Origin of the sequence: Amycolatopsis sp. WAC 01375, assembly GCF_003947325.1 — a bacterium.
Lineage (GTDB): Bacteria > Actinomycetota > Actinomycetes > Mycobacteriales > Pseudonocardiaceae > Amycolatopsis.
On record NZ_QHHW01000017.1, the window covers coordinates 39,962 to 53,602 of the forward strand.

Annotated in this window: 20 protein-coding genes; 11 read left to right on the top strand and 9 right to left on the bottom strand. The window is 66.6% G+C overall.

The window, feature by feature from the left end:
* Nucleotides 1–12 precede the first annotated feature (12 nt).
* The 3 genes from DL991_RS07510 to DL991_RS07520 are packed head-to-tail and all read left to right on the top strand — an operon-like array spanning nucleotide 13 to nucleotide 2,978.
* Entirely contained in the window at nucleotides 13–711 is a 699-nt protein-coding gene (locus DL991_RS07510) for a response regulator transcription factor (RefSeq protein ID WP_125782353.1), read from the top strand.
* Complete coding sequence (locus DL991_RS07515) at nucleotides 708–1,757, top strand: sensor histidine kinase KdpD (RefSeq protein WP_125782355.1); 1,050 nt, start codon at nucleotides 708–710, stop codon at nucleotides 1,755–1,757. Before DL991_RS07510 ends, DL991_RS07515 begins: the two co-directional genes overlap by 4 nt.
* Nucleotides 1,758–1,811: 54 nt before the next feature.
* Nucleotides 1,812–2,978, top strand: coding sequence for a serine hydrolase (locus tag DL991_RS07520; protein WP_125782357.1), 1,167 nt, complete (start codon nucleotides 1,812–1,814; stop codon nucleotides 2,976–2,978).
* A gap of 1 nt (nucleotide 2,979) precedes the next feature.
* Here the strand turns inward: DL991_RS07520 and DL991_RS07525 are convergent, their stop codons facing one another.
* Together DL991_RS07525 and DL991_RS07530 are read right to left on the bottom strand one after the other, a co-directional pair.
* The gene (locus tag DL991_RS07525; protein WP_125782359.1) at nucleotides 2,980–3,783 is read right to left on the bottom strand and encodes an MBL fold metallo-hydrolase; all 804 of its coding nucleotides are present in this window, start codon (nucleotides 3,781–3,783) and stop codon (nucleotides 2,980–2,982) included.
* 72 nt (nucleotides 3,784–3,855) lie between these two features.
* Nucleotides 3,856–4,917 (bottom strand): NAD-dependent epimerase/dehydratase family protein, encoded by a 1,062-nt coding sequence (locus DL991_RS07530; RefSeq protein WP_125782360.1) that lies wholly within the window; start codon nucleotides 4,915–4,917, stop codon nucleotides 3,856–3,858.
* A gap of 128 nt (nucleotides 4,918–5,045) precedes the next feature.
* Here DL991_RS07530 and DL991_RS07535 point away from each other — a divergent pair, with 128 nt between their 5' ends.
* On the top strand, nucleotides 5,046–5,546 hold the full coding sequence (locus tag DL991_RS07535) for a molybdenum cofactor biosynthesis protein B (RefSeq protein ID WP_005155592.1): 501 nt from the start codon (nucleotides 5,046–5,048) through the stop codon (nucleotides 5,544–5,546).
* A gap of 13 nt (nucleotides 5,547–5,559) precedes the next feature.
* Here the strand turns inward: DL991_RS07535 and DL991_RS07540 are convergent, their stop codons facing one another.
* Nucleotides 5,560–5,838: a hypothetical protein gene (locus tag DL991_RS07540; protein ID WP_073846255.1), complete on the bottom strand. Its 279-nt coding sequence runs from the start codon at nucleotides 5,836–5,838 to the stop codon at nucleotides 5,560–5,562.
* Between the two features lie 55 nt (nucleotides 5,839–5,893).
* On the opposite strand from DL991_RS07540, the gene DL991_RS07545 reads away from it, so the two are divergent.
* Nucleotides 5,894–6,082, top strand: a complete 189-nt coding sequence (locus DL991_RS07545) for a hypothetical protein (RefSeq protein WP_199753857.1) — start codon at nucleotides 5,894–5,896, stop codon at nucleotides 6,080–6,082.
* A 6-nt stretch (nucleotides 6,083–6,088) separates the two neighbouring features.
* Here DL991_RS07545 and mscL read toward each other — a convergent pair whose 3' ends face one another.
* The 4 genes from mscL to DL991_RS43710 all read right to left on the bottom strand — a co-directional run bounded on the left by mscL (nucleotide 6,089) and on the right by DL991_RS43710 (nucleotide 8,527).
* On the bottom strand, nucleotides 6,089–6,493 hold the full coding sequence (gene mscL, locus DL991_RS07550; protein ID WP_125782364.1) for a large-conductance mechanosensitive channel protein MscL: 405 nt from the start codon (nucleotides 6,491–6,493) through the stop codon (nucleotides 6,089–6,091).
* A 92-nt stretch (nucleotides 6,494–6,585) separates the two neighbouring features.
* The gene (locus tag DL991_RS07555; RefSeq protein ID WP_125782367.1) at nucleotides 6,586–7,227 is read right to left on the bottom strand and encodes an SAF domain-containing protein; all 642 of its coding nucleotides are present in this window, start codon (nucleotides 7,225–7,227) and stop codon (nucleotides 6,586–6,588) included.
* Nucleotides 7,228–7,342: 115 nt separating this feature from the next.
* Entirely contained in the window at nucleotides 7,343–7,654 is a 312-nt protein-coding gene (locus DL991_RS07560) for an FmdB family zinc ribbon protein (RefSeq protein WP_125782368.1), read from the bottom strand.
* Between the two features lie 744 nt (nucleotides 7,655–8,398).
* A complete protein-coding gene (locus DL991_RS43710) occupies nucleotides 8,399–8,527 on the bottom strand; it encodes a hypothetical protein (RefSeq protein WP_255433239.1) in 129 nt (42 codons plus the stop codon).
* Between the two features lie 421 nt (nucleotides 8,528–8,948).
* Between DL991_RS43710 and DL991_RS07565 the strand changes: the two genes are divergently transcribed.
* Complete coding sequence (locus DL991_RS07565; protein ID WP_125782370.1) at nucleotides 8,949–9,791, top strand: DUF5677 domain-containing protein; 843 nt, start codon at nucleotides 8,949–8,951, stop codon at nucleotides 9,789–9,791.
* Nucleotides 9,792–9,891: 100 nt separating this feature from the next.
* Entirely contained in the window at nucleotides 9,892–10,452 is a 561-nt protein-coding gene (locus DL991_RS07570; RefSeq protein ID WP_125782372.1) for an HD domain-containing protein, read from the top strand.
* On the opposite strand, the gene DL991_RS07575 is transcribed toward DL991_RS07570, so the two are convergent.
* Nucleotides 10,443–10,913, bottom strand: a complete 471-nt coding sequence (locus tag DL991_RS07575; protein WP_125782374.1) for an NUDIX hydrolase — start codon at nucleotides 10,911–10,913, stop codon at nucleotides 10,443–10,445. The two genes, DL991_RS07570 and DL991_RS07575, sit on opposite strands and share 10 nt — an antisense overlap.
* Nucleotides 10,914–10,923: 10 nt before the next feature.
* Nucleotides 10,924–11,808 carry a hypothetical protein gene (locus DL991_RS42895; protein ID WP_199753858.1) on the bottom strand — a complete coding sequence of 295 codons (885 nt, stop codon included), beginning with the start codon at nucleotides 11,806–11,808 and terminating at the stop codon, nucleotides 10,924–10,926.
* A 161-nt stretch (nucleotides 11,809–11,969) separates the two neighbouring features.
* On the opposite strand from DL991_RS42895, the gene DL991_RS07585 reads away from it, so the two are divergent.
* The 4 genes from DL991_RS07585 (at nucleotide 11,970) to DL991_RS07600 (ending at nucleotide 13,613) form a co-directional block, all read left to right on the top strand.
* On the top strand, nucleotides 11,970–12,440 hold the full coding sequence (locus DL991_RS07585) for a hypothetical protein (protein WP_125782376.1): 471 nt from the start codon (nucleotides 11,970–11,972) through the stop codon (nucleotides 12,438–12,440).
* A gap of 295 nt (nucleotides 12,441–12,735) precedes the next feature.
* The gene (locus DL991_RS07590; protein WP_125782378.1) at nucleotides 12,736–13,005 is read left to right on the top strand and encodes a hypothetical protein; all 270 of its coding nucleotides are present in this window, start codon (nucleotides 12,736–12,738) and stop codon (nucleotides 13,003–13,005) included.
* Complete coding sequence (locus DL991_RS07595; RefSeq protein WP_125782380.1) at nucleotides 12,983–13,270, top strand: AMED_5909 family protein; 288 nt, start codon at nucleotides 12,983–12,985, stop codon at nucleotides 13,268–13,270. The genes DL991_RS07590 and DL991_RS07595 overlap by 23 nt, the downstream gene beginning before the upstream one ends.
* 1 nt (nucleotide 13,271) lies before the next feature.
* A complete protein-coding gene (locus tag DL991_RS07600; protein ID WP_158634392.1) occupies nucleotides 13,272–13,613 on the top strand; it encodes a helix-turn-helix domain-containing protein in 342 nt (113 codons plus the stop codon).
* The last annotated feature ends 28 nt before the right edge of the window (nucleotides 13,614–13,641 follow it).

The window sequence follows — 13,641 nt, forward strand, 5'->3', positions numbered from 1 at the left end:
GAGGTGGACGACATGACAGAGCAGGGCCGCGTACTCGTGGTCGACGACGACGAGACCGTGCGGGACGTCGTCCGGCGGTACCTGGAGGTCGCGGGCTTCGACGTCGACGTCGCCGGTGACGGCACCGAGGGGTTGCGGCTGTTCTCCGCGACCGGGCCCGATCTCGTGGTCCTCGACGTCATGATGCCCGGCCTCAACGGACTCGAGGTGTGCCGCCGCCTGCGGCAGGTGAGCCAGGTGCCGGTCGTGATGCTGACCGCGCTCGGCGAGGAGGAGAACCGCATCGCCGGGCTCCAGCTCGGCGCCGACGACTACGTCACGAAACCGTTCAGCCCCAAGGAACTCGCGTTGCGCGTGGCGTCGGTCCTGCGGCGGGCACGGATGCCGAGGCCCGAACCGGCGGCACGTGTGATCACCGACGGCGACCTCGCGTTGCAGATGAGCGCCCGGCAGGCGGCCATCGGTGGCGTGGAACTTCCGTTGACGAGCCGGGAATTCGACCTGCTCGCGTTCTTCCTCACCCACCCCGGCGTGGCGTTCTCCCGCGCCGATCTCCTGGAGAAGGTCTGGGGCTGGGACTTCGGCGATCAGTCCACAGTGACCGTCCACGTGAGACGGTTGCGCGAGAAGATCGAGAAGAACCCCGCGAAACCCGTCCGCGTCGCCACCGTATGGGGCGTCGGCTACCGATACGACCCGGTGCGGCGATGATCGGCTCCGGTGAGTCCTTCGGCGAGATGCTGGCGCACGCCTGGCACATCCTGCCGTTCGCGCTGATGTTCGCGGTGCCGGTGGTGCTGCTCGGCGTTCTGGCGCTGTACCTGCTCAGGCGCGGTTCGCTGGCCAGCACCATGACGATCCTCGTGCTGATCCCGGTACTCGCGACGCTGATCGCGGTCCTCGGGATCAGCGGGTTCATGTTCACCCCCGCGCTGACCACGATGACACTGGTCTGCCTGCTGGTCGCGCTGGTGACCGTGCCCGCGGCGCTCGTGCTCGGCCGCGCGATCGCGCGCCGCAGCGTCTGGGAACGGGAAGCGCGGGAACGGGAGCGCGCGGCCGAGGCGTCGCGGCGCGAACTGGTCGCCTGGATCAGCCACGATCTGCGGAGCCCGTTGGCCGGGATCCAGGCGATGGCCGAGGCGGTCGCGGACGGCGTCGTCGCCGAACCGGTCGAAATCACCGGCTACGCGCGGCGGATCAGCGGCGAGACCATGCGGCTGTCCGGCATGGTCGGCGACCTGTTCGAACTGTCGCGGATCACCGCGGGCGCGCTGCGGCTGACCATGGCCGCCGTGCCGCTGCGCGACGTCGTGAGCGACGCCGTCGCCGCACAGGTGCCGCTCGCCGAGCAGAAACGCGTGCGGATGATCGAATACGCCGACGTGTGGCCCGTCGTCTCCGGCAGCGACCCGGAACTGGCGCGGATCGTGCGCAACCTGGTGTCCAACGCCGTGCGGCACACCCCGCCGGACGGAACGGTCGCGGTCCAGATCGGCATCGAAGGCGGCGAGGCGCTGCTGGCGGTCTCCGACGGTTGCGGCGGGATCCCCGACGACGAGATCGGCCGGGTCTTCGACGTCGCGTTCCGCGGGACGACGGCGCGCACCCCCGAACGCGGCGGACTGGCGAGCGGCGGCGGACTCGGGCTGGCGATCGCGAAAGGCCTCGTCGAAGCCCATCGCGGCCGCATCGGCGTCCGCAACCACGGTCCCGGCTGCCGGTTCGAAGTCCGGCTGCCGCTGTCCATGCCCTGACCGTGTCAGCGGCGTGTCACCGCGGTGTCAGCGCGGACGGCGATCGTTGCCGCCATGACGACTTCAGCGAGCACATTCTTCCGGCGGGCCGGGATCACCGCGGTGGCGGCCGCGCTACTGGCCGGGGCCATCCCGGGAGTGGCCGCCGCGGACAGCGGACGGGATCGCCCGGATCTGCGGGCGATGGTCCAGGAGATCGCCGCCTCCGGGTTCGCCGGGGCGCAGCTGCGGGTGCACGACGCGCGAGGCGACTGGACCGGCAGCGCGGGGGTGCGCGAGCTGGGCTCGGCCGCCAAGCCGCCGACGAACGGGCGGTTCCGGATCGGCAGCAACACCAAGACCTTCGTGTCCACCGTCGTCCTGCAGCTGGTGGGGGAGGGCAAGGTGGGCCTGGACGCGCCGGTGGCGGGCTACCTGCCCGAGTTCGGCCTCGACCGGCGGATCACGGTGCGGATGCTGTTGCAGCACACCAGCGGTCTGGTGGACTACACCGGCGCGATCCGGCCGGACGGCACCGTCGTACCGGGAATTCCCCTGGTGGGCAAGGAATTCCTGGACAACCGCTATCACACGTACCGGCCGGAGGAGCTGGTGCGGTTCGGGCTGTCCAAGACGCCGCTGTTCGAGCCGGGAACGGACTGGACCTACACGAACATCAACTACGTCCTGGCCGGACTGGTGATCGAGAAGGTCGCCGGCCGCCCCTACGGCGACGAACTCCAGCGTCGGATCCTGCGGCCGCTCGGACTGCGGGACACCGTCGTACCGGGCACGTGGCCGGGGATCCCCGGGCCGCACGCGCACGGCTACTACCGCTACGAGGAGAAGCCCGGTCAGTGGAAGACGGTCGACATCACGAACCAGAACCCCTCATGGGCGTCCAGCGCCGGTGAACTGATCTCGACCACGAAGGACCTCCACACGTTCTTCTCCGCGCTGCTGGGCGGAAAGCTCCTGCCTGCCCCGCTGCTCGCCGAGATGCGCAAACCGCACCCGAAGGGCGGCTACGGCCTGGGCGTGTACGTCCAGGAAGCGAGCTGCGGCACCGTCCTCAAGGGCATGGGCGGCTTCCACGGCTACGGGACGCTGATGGCCAGTACCCCGGATGGCAGCAGGACATACGAGTTGTCCATGACCTACGGGGACTCCGCGGCCGACCTTGGGCAGGCTTACTTCAAGGCGGATCAGCTGCTCACCGACAAGGTGCTCTGCGGAAAGTAGTTCAGAGCCGCAGGAAACCCATGTCCGGGAAGTGGGCAGGCGCGATGATCGCGCCGGTCTCTTCCGCTTCGGCGAGGAAACGCTGCCGCGTGCGGAGCGCGAGATCCGGGTCGACGTCGCCGAGGAAGCTCACCCGCGTGTCCGTCAGCTGGGCGGGCGTGTGCAGGACGTCGCCGAGCAGCAGCAGGCGCTCGTCGTCCGCGGTGATGTCGAGGACGTAGTGGCCGGGCGTGTGACCGGGGGCGTGCCGCGCCACGATCCCTGGCGCGATCTCGACGTCGTCGCCGCTGATCGCCTCGGTCAGCCCCGCGGCGCGAGCGGTCTCCATGCCGACACGGCTCCATTCGGCCGTCCCGGCGGGCGCGATGAGGGCGTCCCAGTCCAGTTGCCCGAAGACGACCTGAGCACCAGGGAAGGTCAGGTCGCCTTCGGGGGCGATCCAGCCGATGTGGTCGTTGTGCAGGTGGGTGAGGAAGACGGTGTCGATCTCGTCGATGGGGCAGCCTGCCTTGTCCAGCGCGGCCGCGAGGTCGCCACCCGTGCCCATCGGCGGGGTGGGGTCGCCCTTGGCGGGCGTCATCCCCGGCGGGAAGGCGAATTCGCGCGGGCCGAGGCCGGTGTCGACGAGGATCGTGCGGCCGTTGCCTCGGATCAGGTACGCGCCGGTGGGGACGTGCACGGTGCCGTCCTCGTCGAAGACGTCCGGGTGGGCTTCGGGGTCGAGACCCGGGAAGAAGGCGAGCGGCAACCTGATCAGGCCGTCCCCGAGCGCTTCGATCTCGATGTCTCCGATGGTGATGCCCACCAAAACCCCCAAAAAAGTCGATTTCCGTTGCCGGGAACGACAACCCGGTGGGGGCCGGGTCTGTTCCCGGTTTCAGAGACCGACCGGTTCCCGCAGCTCAGCGGTGGCGAAACCGGCGATGCCTTCGGCGAAACCGGTTCGCGCGGTGAAGCCGAGCAGCCGTTCGGCGCGGGCGGGATCGGCGACGACGTGCCGGACGTCGGCGGGACGGGCGCCGCCGGCGACCTTCGGAGCCGGTCCGTCGCAGGCCTTCGCGAGTACTTCGGCGAGTTCACCGACCGAGTGCGGTTGCCCGGAACAGATGTTCAACGGGGTCAGGTCACCTTCGGGCCCGTCAGTTCGCAGCGCCAGGACGTTCGCCCTAGCCACGTCATGGACGTGCACGAAGTCGCGCTGCTGTTTCCCGTCCTCCAGCACGATCGGCGCCTCACCGCGCAGGAGCGAGGACCGGAACAGCGACGCGACGCCCGCGTACGGGGTGTTCTGCGGCATCCGGGGCCCGTAGACGTTGTGATAGCGCATCGCCCAGACCGTCCCGCCGGTCTGCCGGGCCCACGCCGCCGCCAGATGTTCCTGCGCGAGTTTGGTGGCCGCGTAGGTGCTTCGCGGCCGAAGTGGCGCGTCCTCGGGGACGAGCCGCCACTCGAGTTCCGCGCCGCACGTCGCGCACGTCGGCTCGAAGCGTCCGGCGTCCACATCGGACTGTTTCCGCGGCGACGGCGGGACGATCCCGTGGCCGAGGCATTCGTAGCGGCCCTCGCCGTAGACGACCATCGACGAGGCGAGCACCAGTTTCCGAACCCCGGCGCGGTGCATCCCGGCCAGCAGCACGGCTGTCCCGTAGTCGTTGTTCAGCGCGTACGACGGCGCGTCGGACGGATCGATGCCGTGCCCGACGACGGCAGCCTGGTGACAGACCGCCTCGACACCGTCCAGCGACTCGGCGACCAGCTCCGCGTCGGTGACATCGCCACGTAGGAACCGGTGGCGGCCGGTGTACGCGGGCGGACGCGACGAAGCGTGGGCGGTGCGCAGGAGGGTGTCGAGGACGACGACCTCGTGACCTTGATCGGACAGCAGATCGGCGATGTGGGAGCCGATGAACCCGGCCCCGCCGGTTACCAGTGTTCGCACCTTCCCGACGCTAGGGGCGATCCGCGACGGCGGTGCCGGATCCCCGGCTCACGTCAGGGAATCGTCACAACTCGTGGCCCGCGGCACCACGGGAGCGAAGATCAGCCGAAACCGGATACGGTGTGCCTATGGAACGGAGCGCACAACGGCTGGGCCGCGCACTGGTGGTCATCGTGGACGACAGGGTCGCCCACGGCGAACACGAGGACAACACGGGACCGCTGGTCACAGAGCTGCTCGAAGAGGCCGGATTCATCGTCGACGGTGTCGTGGTGGTCGAGGCCGAGACGGCCGCGATCCGCAACGCGCTCAACACCGCCGTGATCGGCGGCGCCGACCTGGTGATCACCGTCGGCGGCACCGGGGTCTCCCCGCGCGACCGCACGCCGGACGCGACGGCCGGTGTGCTCGACCGCCCGATCCCGGGCATCGGTGAGGCACTGCGCGCCTCCGGTCTCGCCGCCGGCGCGGTGGACGCGGGCATCTCCCGCGGGCTCGTCGGCGTCTCCGGCAGCACGCTGGTGGTCAACCTGGCTGGTTCACGCGCGGCCGTCCGCGACGGCATGGCGACGCTCTCGTCGCTGGTGCCGTACGTGATCGACGAGCTGTCCGGTCTCGAAGAGGCCTAGTTCTTGTGAGGGCCTAGTTCTTGGGAGCGGGTCCGGGCTCTGTCCCGGGCTCGCCCTTTTTGTCCTGATGCAACACCCCTTCCACCTTCTCGGTGACGTGGCCGATCTTGTCCTCGAACCGGCCGCCGGTGACCTTGTTCGCCCCGGCCGACGCCGCCGAGACACCCTTGGCCGCGACGTCGCCGGCCTTCTCGGCCAGCGGACCGGCCTTCTCGCGGACTTCGCCCGCGACCTCTTCCGCTTTGTGGATGGCCTGCGCGGCCAGCCCCTTCGCTTTGTCGACAATGCTCATGCGCTGATGGTCCCACCGGGCGGCCTACCCCGCGACCGGTGCGAAAATGGACGTCATGCCAGGTGAAGACGAAGACAAGCGCCCCGCCGCGACGGCCTCTCGCGCGGAGAAACAGCGCCGGGTCGACGAGATCTTCGGCGACGTCCTGCCGGACACCACCTCCGACGAGCGAGAGCCGGGGCAGCGTCCCCCGGACTCCGACTCGTGGTTCCTGGAGAACCGGCCGCCTCATCACGACCGGTGATCCGGATCAGCTCGCGCGGTTCTGCTGCGCGCGCAGCAGGTCGCGGATCTCGGTGAGCAGTTCGACGTCGGTCGGCTCCGCCGGGCCCGCCTCTTCACCGCGCTTGCGCCGCTCCTGGATGTGCTTGACCGGCAGCACGATCACGAAGTAGACGACGGCGGCGACGATCACGAAGTTGATCGCCGCGTTGATCACGCCACCGAAGTCCATGAACGTCGAGTCGTTCGCGCTGAGGATGTTGAACCCCAGCCCCTTGGCGGCGTCCGAACCGCCGATGGCGTTGATCAGTGGTTTGATCAGGCCGTTCGTGAAGGCCGTGACGATCGCTGTGAACGCGGCGCCGATGACCACCGCGACCGCCAGGTCGACGACGTTCCCGCGCATCAGGAAGTCCTTGAAGCCCTTGATCAAGACGCTCTCCTCTTCACCTGGGACGGTTGGCCGACCGTCCCTTTCCATACCGGGGGGACGCAGGCGCCCGCCTCCACAGGGCAGGGCGCGAGCTAGCGGAGGGTAACCGCTATGGACCGCTCCAGCGAAGTGGCAGCGACCCGTGTCGCGATCGCGGAGGGCAGGGAAAGCAGCACCAAAGGTCCCTTGCTCCCGGCACCGGAGGTCTTCGCCTCGCGGTCGCCCTGCTCGCCGACCGCCGCCACGACAGCCATGCTGGCCAGCACAGACGCCTCTCGCCCGGCTTCGGCGGCCGCGACGACGTCGACCCGCTGACCCGGCCTGAGCAGTTCCGCGACCCCGGCGTCGGCGAGCCTCACCGGGACAGTCGAACTCTCCGGATCACCCGATCCGGGGATGGCCGCGTCCACCAAGCGGACGTCCGTCAGCGGTTCACCCGCCCGTGCCGCACCGACGAGCATCCGCCCTTCCGCGGAGTCGGACCGGCCAAGGGCGCCCTGTGGACGGACGTCGTCCGGGAGGTCGACGAGCTTGAGATCCCCGGCGCGCAGCATCGTTCCGGCCGGGAGGTCACGCGCGGAGGCCACGGTCGCGGTGCCGGGCGTGCCGCGGGCGGAGGCGGGCAGGAACAGCGTGACCACGCCACTGAGCAGCAGGGACAGGGCGAGCCAGCGGCGGAGCAGCCGCGCGGGCCTGCCGTGGAGTCTTCGCAGGACGGGCAGATGGTGGAGCACGGGATTCCCCCTCGTCGATCGGTGATGATCACGACGCTAGGGGCGGTGCGGTGCCCTGGAAAGAACGAAAACCCCCGGTTGTGGATAACCGGGGGCCTGTGGACAACTCGGGGCGTCAGGAAGCGGCGGCGGCCGTTTTCGTCGTACCCGTGGAGGAGGATGCCGCGCTCTTGGTCTCCGACTTCGACTCGGTCTTCGACTCCGACTTGGTCTCGGTCTTGGCCGGAGCCGTGGTCGTGTTGGCCTTCGAGTCGCGTGAATCATTGCGGTAGAAACCGCTGCCCTTGAAGACCACACCGACCGAGCTGAAGACCTTGCGAAGCGGGCCCGAGCACTGCGGGCACACGGTCAAGCTCGCGTCGGAGAACGACTGCACGGCCTCGAAAGCGTGGTCGCATTCCTTGCAGGCGTATTGGTAGGTGGGCACTGCTGCTCCTTCGTGCACTGGCACTCAGCCGACAAGAGTGCTAACACAACACGGTACCGGGGCATTCCGGCGCAGGTCAAACAAGGTTTCCCAACGTCACACGACGCCCTGGTCACGTCCTCTGTTCCGTACCTGTTCCGTGCCGGACCGAGATCGGCTCTGGTCCAGGGTACGAGCCGTCATGAGCTGGGCGGTCTCCGAGCGTGCGAACTGCCTGGCTGACTCGTGTCGATCAGACGCAGTACGCCTTCCTCGGTCCGGCGTCCAGTTGCTGGCTGATCGCCGATCCGCTCCCGACTGACTGGTTATCGGTCGACGTTGTCCGTTCTTGGCCAACTTCCGGAACCTGGCCTTTACGCGGTGGCAGGCTGTCCCTGTCTTCCTCGCCCCTGCCGCTGTTAGCGCCGGGCTGCCGGGGTCAAGGGGGAGCGCAGCTCATCGCGCAGCGACGCCGTAGGCGCCCTTGATGCTGGCGGACTGGTGTTAAACGATCGCGCAGCGAGGAGCTGGCCACTCGGTCGTGCTCGGCTCCGTGTCGCGACGGCCTGGCTTGCACAGCAGGTTTCAGCAGACTTGCACAGCAGGTTTCAGCAGGTTTCAGCAGATTGGTGCAGAACATGCCGAGCAACGTCCCCGGCGTGGGGACATTTGTGGGTACGTTCGCACGGTCGAGTCTGTATACGGACTTCGGAAGCTCATCGCCGGAGCTGTTCAGAAAACAGCCCCGGCGACGAACACCGCAGGTCAGCGCTGGTACCAGGTTCCCAGGCCTAGCAGGACCAGCACGACCACGGTTAATGCCTGGTTCACCGTCAGTGTCACCTTGCCGGTGATGCTGACGGTGAACCAGTTCTTCCGGCCCCGTCGAGACATGGGCCTTCACCTACCTCATCCCCTGAGGCACCGCGCAGGCGTTGCACCCGGCAGCGTCGAGAGTCAGGGCGCTTCCTCGACGGCCGTCCGAGGAAGCGACTGGAGCAGGCTTCGGAGCCAGAGTAGAAGCTCGACGGTGCGGCAACCGGGAAGACACGCGGGGGATAGGTGCTCGCATGAGGTGCGCATCAACGTTGTAGCGGCGGCGCGCTGCGGGAGCTGCCCTGCGGCGGGCTCGCCCGGCGGCGCCTGCCGGAGCGGAGCGGGAGGCCGGCGTCGCCTCTTGGGCGGAGCCCGCCGGACGGGTGGTGACCCGCGCGCCGCCAACGGCGGCGCCTTGATCCCATAGAGCCAAATTCGGCAAAGATGGTGGGTGGAACGGTGCGACCGAGCTGTGATGGCACTGCCAGGTGGTACAACCATGCGCATGGTCGACACGTTCAGTGAAGCAAGTGCCGCTGAGATCTGCAAAACTCTGATCGCGCTGTGGAAGACACGTCGGGACCGTGAAACTAGGTTTCGTGAGCGTGGTGAGCGTCCGAACCTAATTAAGTTCTGCTCTGTGCATGGCTTAGTGGCTCACGCTTACAGGGTAGGGGAACATACTCTTAGTATGTATGAGTCTGGCTTGGTGATGGAAGCTCTTCCGTTGATGCGTACCACGTATGAATCAGCGCTTATGGCTCACTGGATTGCGCAAAATAGAGATGGCGCTGAAGCGCTAGCAAACCGTGCCATTAGTAATAGGCGGGCGGTGGCTTTGACTTTGGAAAGAGCTAAATCTGCAGTCTTGCGCGCTGGCGCGAAAGGGCTTCTTGATATCGACAAGACGCTTCTGGAGACTTCTTCGTCCAGTCAAGCGAAGTACTTTGAAAAACTATGCGAGGATCTGGAGCCCGGCGGCGCAGATGCGTACACGTACTACAGGTTAATGTGCTGGTATACGCATCCGAGCGCGCATATCGTGGACTCATACATACATCTGGGAGAAGACGGGCAGACCGTCGATGCTCTGCGGCAAGAGCCTGCGCAATTAGATGCGAACATGTGGGTGCACTTTCTGGCTTTTTCACTTGTCTGGGCGGGCCGCGCCTTTGACTTCATAGACGAGGAAAAAATGCACAGAAGTCAGCTCCGATCGGCGGCGCGCGCGTTAGGCATTTCTGACGTACTGACCCTCTCGGCGAGTGCGAGGAAGCGAATCGAAGATGCCGAGCGGCAGGCCAGGCGTTCAAGCTGGAAGGGGCCGAGGCCAAAGGATTGATCTTCCATAGCCGACTGTATTGATACCGGCTAGCCCCCCGCCGGGCACCGGTGCGCGTTGACCCTCGTGCGTAGCTCCATCCAACCGATATCGTTAGCAAGTGGAGTTGACTAGGTGGGGCAGGGAGCTGTCTGCCAGCTGGCTCGGTAGGCAGTTGCCGCGTCGTTGGGCCCATGTTCATGGGGTTTACAGGCGGGCGCGAGTCGTGGATCGAATGTTCGACACCGACGACGTGGACCTGCTCGCTGCGGCTGGCCTGGTCCATGACATTGGGTACGCACCGGAGCTGTCGGTCACTGGGTTGCACGCACTGGACGGTGCCCGGTACCTACAACAAGTAGGTGCCCCTGAGCGGTTGTGTGCGTTGGTGGCGCACCATTCGGCGGCGTACCTAGAGGCGGAGCTACGGGGCTTGGTCGATGAGCTGGCAGCCTGGATGGACGAGCGGACGCCGCTGAGGGACGCTCTGTGGTGGGCTGACATGACGACCTCGCCGGACGGCGAAGTCGTGACCTTCGACGAGCGGGCGAAGGAGATTCAGCAGCGTTACGGACCCGATGATGTCGTGTCGACGTTCATCCAGGTAGCGCGGCCAGAGTTGGCGAGTGCTGTTGACCGAACAGAGGCTCGGCTGCGGGCGGCAGGCATCGACTACGTGTAGAACGGCTGGTCAGCACCCTCGAAGCCGCGGGCGATCCTGAGCCGGATGGCGAGGTGGATGTTGAGGCCGTCCAGCTTGGCTGGTTCGACCCACAGAACCTCTTTGCTCTCGCTGCTCGTGCGTAGCTCGCCGGAGACCGGGCGGGCGCGGAAGCAGAGTGAGAACTCCTGGCGGACCTCACCGTCGTCGTACTCGATGACGTAGTCGGGGTCGGAGAAGATCCCGATGAAGCTGGTGACCTCGACGATCAGGCCTGTCTCTTCCTCGACCTCGCGGACCACGGCCTGTGTCACCGACTCGCCGAACTCCTGCCCGCCACCGGGGATGGCGTACCTGTCGTTGTCGGTGCGCCGGATCATCAGCAGCCGGCCAGCCTCGTCCAGGACAAACGCGCTGACGGCGACCCGTAGGGAGTTCGCTTTGGGCGCGTTCGGTTTGTGGTAGTGGTCTCGGCGTGCCATAGCTCCTTGCTTACCAGGTCAGCGGTGTGGCGGCAGTCCAGACGGTCTCGAAGCTCTCCATGTAGGTCTCGAACATGTCGCCCTTCGGCGTGTGTCGGACGTGCAGCGCGGGGGCATGCGCGCCGGGGAGCCCGTACACGTGGGTGTTGATGACCATTTCGTCGTCGAACCGGAACACCGAGTTGTACAGCGTGGTCGTGTGCAGCCGTGCCTCTACGCCGGGCACGCCATCGAGCGGACGCAGGAACGCTAGGGCGTTGCGGATGCGGGCGGACACGGTGCGCGCGTCAAGCTGTTCCTCTTTGCTGCGTTTCGTGGCCTCGTCCGCTTCGGGATCGCCGAATAGGAGCCGAATCTTGGCTCCATCGCTGGCTTTCTGCTTGATCTGCTTGGCAAAAGTGGGTCGCTCGACGAGGAACAGGGCGGCTAGGCACAGAATGTCGACGCGTTCACCGCAGTCGTCTAGTAGTCGAGTCCATAGGTCGGCCGGGATTGCACTGCGGTGCGGGAAGACTTCGACGACTTCCGGGTTGCTGTTCGGCTCCATTGCGGAGCTTGGCGGGGTCGCGGCTTCGGTCGCCGGAGACGTATGAGGCTCGGGTACGAACTCGATCCCGCCATCGTGTAGCTCAAAGAGTTGTTCGGCCTGCCATCCCGGAAGCATCGCTTCAAGGATTCGGCAGTGGTCGGCATAGGGCAGGCCGACGAGTTCGCCGGAGAGCCATCGGTAGAACTGCGCTTTGCTGGGATAGGTGCCCCTGAGTCCCTTGTCGACCTTCTCGGCCACCTTGTCGTATTCGCGACAGAACGCGCGGTAGCTCTGCAAGTGCCGTCCCCGAAGCAGGACTTTGAGGACGATCGGCCGGGCTGCCTGAGCTGCGGTGTCGGGGCTCATGAGACCAACGTAGCACGCGAGACGAGACAAGACGAGACAAGGTGAGTGCGAGACGCTGTGAGGCGAGACCGAGACGGTGTCGTGACGGGACACTCATTTGGCCGATTGTTGTAGGTACGCCGGTAAAGGCGTATCCGACAAGCGGGAAGGTTCAACACGACATGGCGATCGAAAAGGGCATCCGATTCAGCGTTGAGCACGACGATGCGTTTCCGCAGGGACTCGTGATGGTGGGCGAAGTGTCGCCGGACAACGAATACCAATCGCGTGAGGAGCGGGCGCAGGGGCGGCCGACGAGGCAGCGGATCGACGAGGCGACCGGAAAGCGGCAGTGGAAGTTCACGGCGACCGATCTTGGTGAGACGAAAGCGAAGCGGGCATCGTTTGAGATCACGCTGTTGGCTGATGTGCAGCCGGTGCCGACGACGGCGGAAGTGATGCCGGGAATGCGGCCGGTGGGGCTGGACGGTTTGACCGCTGAGCCGAAGGTGACCGGGCAGGGTGAGTTCAAGTACTTGTCCTACGTGTTCCGTGCGACGGGGTTCAAGGCGGCGGCGAGTGGCACGGGCTCGGCCTCGGGCGGGAAGGCGCCTCGGTCGACGGCTGGTGAGTCCTCGGCCAAGGCCGCGTGACGGCACTGACTTCTACGGGGAAGCGGTGTCGTGATGCCGAACAAGCAGGTGTCGGCGTGGGAGGCGGCGTACCGCGCCTATCGGGACGCGTCGGACGCGGTGGCTCGGTCGCGGGGCGCGAACCCGGAAGTTGCGCGGGAGATGGCGGCGGCGTCGCGGTCGGTCGCGCAGGCCTGGCGCGCTCTGGCCGGTGACCGTGGTCAGCCGTGGTGGGTGGTCGCTGCCGTGGGCTCGGCTGCGCAAGCCTTCGAGGAACAAGCACGGGAGTGGGAACGCAGGGCGGGAGGTGACGAGCATGCGGGAGCGACTCGGTCCGACATGGGTGATCAGCCCGTGGGACGAGGTGACGGTGGAGGAGACTGGTTCGAGTCCGGGGGCACCCCCGGCGCTGGTCCTGTCGGGCACCGCTGGCCTGCTGATGATCAGGCCGCCGGACAATCGGGGCACCTGGCCGGATCGGGCCGTCTTCCTTCGCCGACTCCGCGATTGCGCGGACGAACTGGCCGCACTGCTCGAAAGCCGCGCGGCGAACGGGGCTTGTGATGACAACTCCCGGCAGGAATGAGCCGCAGACATTGAAAGATGCGCACCATGTCGCGGCGACTACTCGCCCGCTGCCGGGTGCGAACCTCGCGACCTGGCTGAAATGGCGTCGGGCCAACGCGAAGATGTACCACGTGTTGTCCGATGTGGACAGGTTCCATCATCACGAGATTCGATACTGGGCCTCACGTGAGGACAACGAAGCGGAGGCGCTGGCGGCGAAGATCAGTGAACTGAAAAAGGATCTAAGTGGCTCGGATGCAAGGCTGGAAAGTGGTGGGAATTAACGTGAAGAACGGCGACGCGACCCCGAAGTGGGTGACCTTTCCGGATGTAGAGGCCGGAAAGTATGTGCCCCTTGGGGCGTTGCTGGCTCGGGTTCGGGCTCTGCGCGGTCTATCGCAGGTCGTGGTAGCGGACCGGGCTGGCATGAAGGCGCAGACCGTGTCCGCGATCGAACGAGGAATCTACGGCATCGAGCGCGTTCCGATGATTCTGCGTCTCGCGGACGCGCTGGACATTCCGCGAGTGCAGCTCTTCGAGTGGTCTGCCCGTCACGTCGAAACCGCGAGCAGTCGATACGCGAAGTACGCGTCCGCGCGCCCGGAGCGTGCGCGCCCACGTAGCTGATTATTTAGAAGAAAACTGAATATCGACA

Coding starts and splice junctions, on each gene's coding strand:
- DL991_RS07510 (WP_125782353.1), top strand. CDS start 13: ATGACAGAGCAGGGCCGCGTACTCGTGGTCGACGACGACGAGACCGTG.
- DL991_RS07515 (WP_125782355.1), top strand. CDS start 708: ATGATCGGCTCCGGTGAGTCCTTCGGCGAGATGCTGGCGCACGCCTGG.
- DL991_RS07520 (WP_125782357.1), top strand. CDS start 1,812: ATGACGACTTCAGCGAGCACATTCTTCCGGCGGGCCGGGATCACCGCG.
- DL991_RS07535 (WP_005155592.1), top strand. CDS start 5,046: ATGGAACGGAGCGCACAACGGCTGGGCCGCGCACTGGTGGTCATCGTG.
- DL991_RS07540 (WP_073846255.1), bottom strand. CDS start 5,838: ATGAGCATTGTCGACAAAGCGAAGGGGCTGGCCGCGCAGGCCATCCAC.
- DL991_RS07545 (WP_199753857.1), top strand. CDS start 5,894: ATGCCAGGTGAAGACGAAGACAAGCGCCCCGCCGCGACGGCCTCTCGC.
- DL991_RS43710 (WP_255433239.1), bottom strand. CDS start 8,527: ATGTCTCGACGGGGCCGGAAGAACTGGTTCACCGTCAGCATCACCGGC.
- DL991_RS07565 (WP_125782370.1), top strand. CDS start 8,949: ATGCGCATGGTCGACACGTTCAGTGAAGCAAGTGCCGCTGAGATCTGC.
- DL991_RS07575 (WP_125782374.1), bottom strand. CDS start 10,913: ATGGCACGCCGAGACCACTACCACAAACCGAACGCGCCCAAAGCGAAC.
- DL991_RS42895 (WP_199753858.1), bottom strand. CDS start 11,808: ATGAGCCCCGACACCGCAGCTCAGGCAGCCCGGCCGATCGTCCTCAAA.
- DL991_RS07585 (WP_125782376.1), top strand. CDS start 11,970: ATGGCGATCGAAAAGGGCATCCGATTCAGCGTTGAGCACGACGATGCG.
- DL991_RS07590 (WP_125782378.1), top strand. CDS start 12,736: ATGCGGGAGCGACTCGGTCCGACATGGGTGATCAGCCCGTGGGACGAG.
- DL991_RS07595 (WP_125782380.1), top strand. CDS start 12,983: ATGACAACTCCCGGCAGGAATGAGCCGCAGACATTGAAAGATGCGCAC.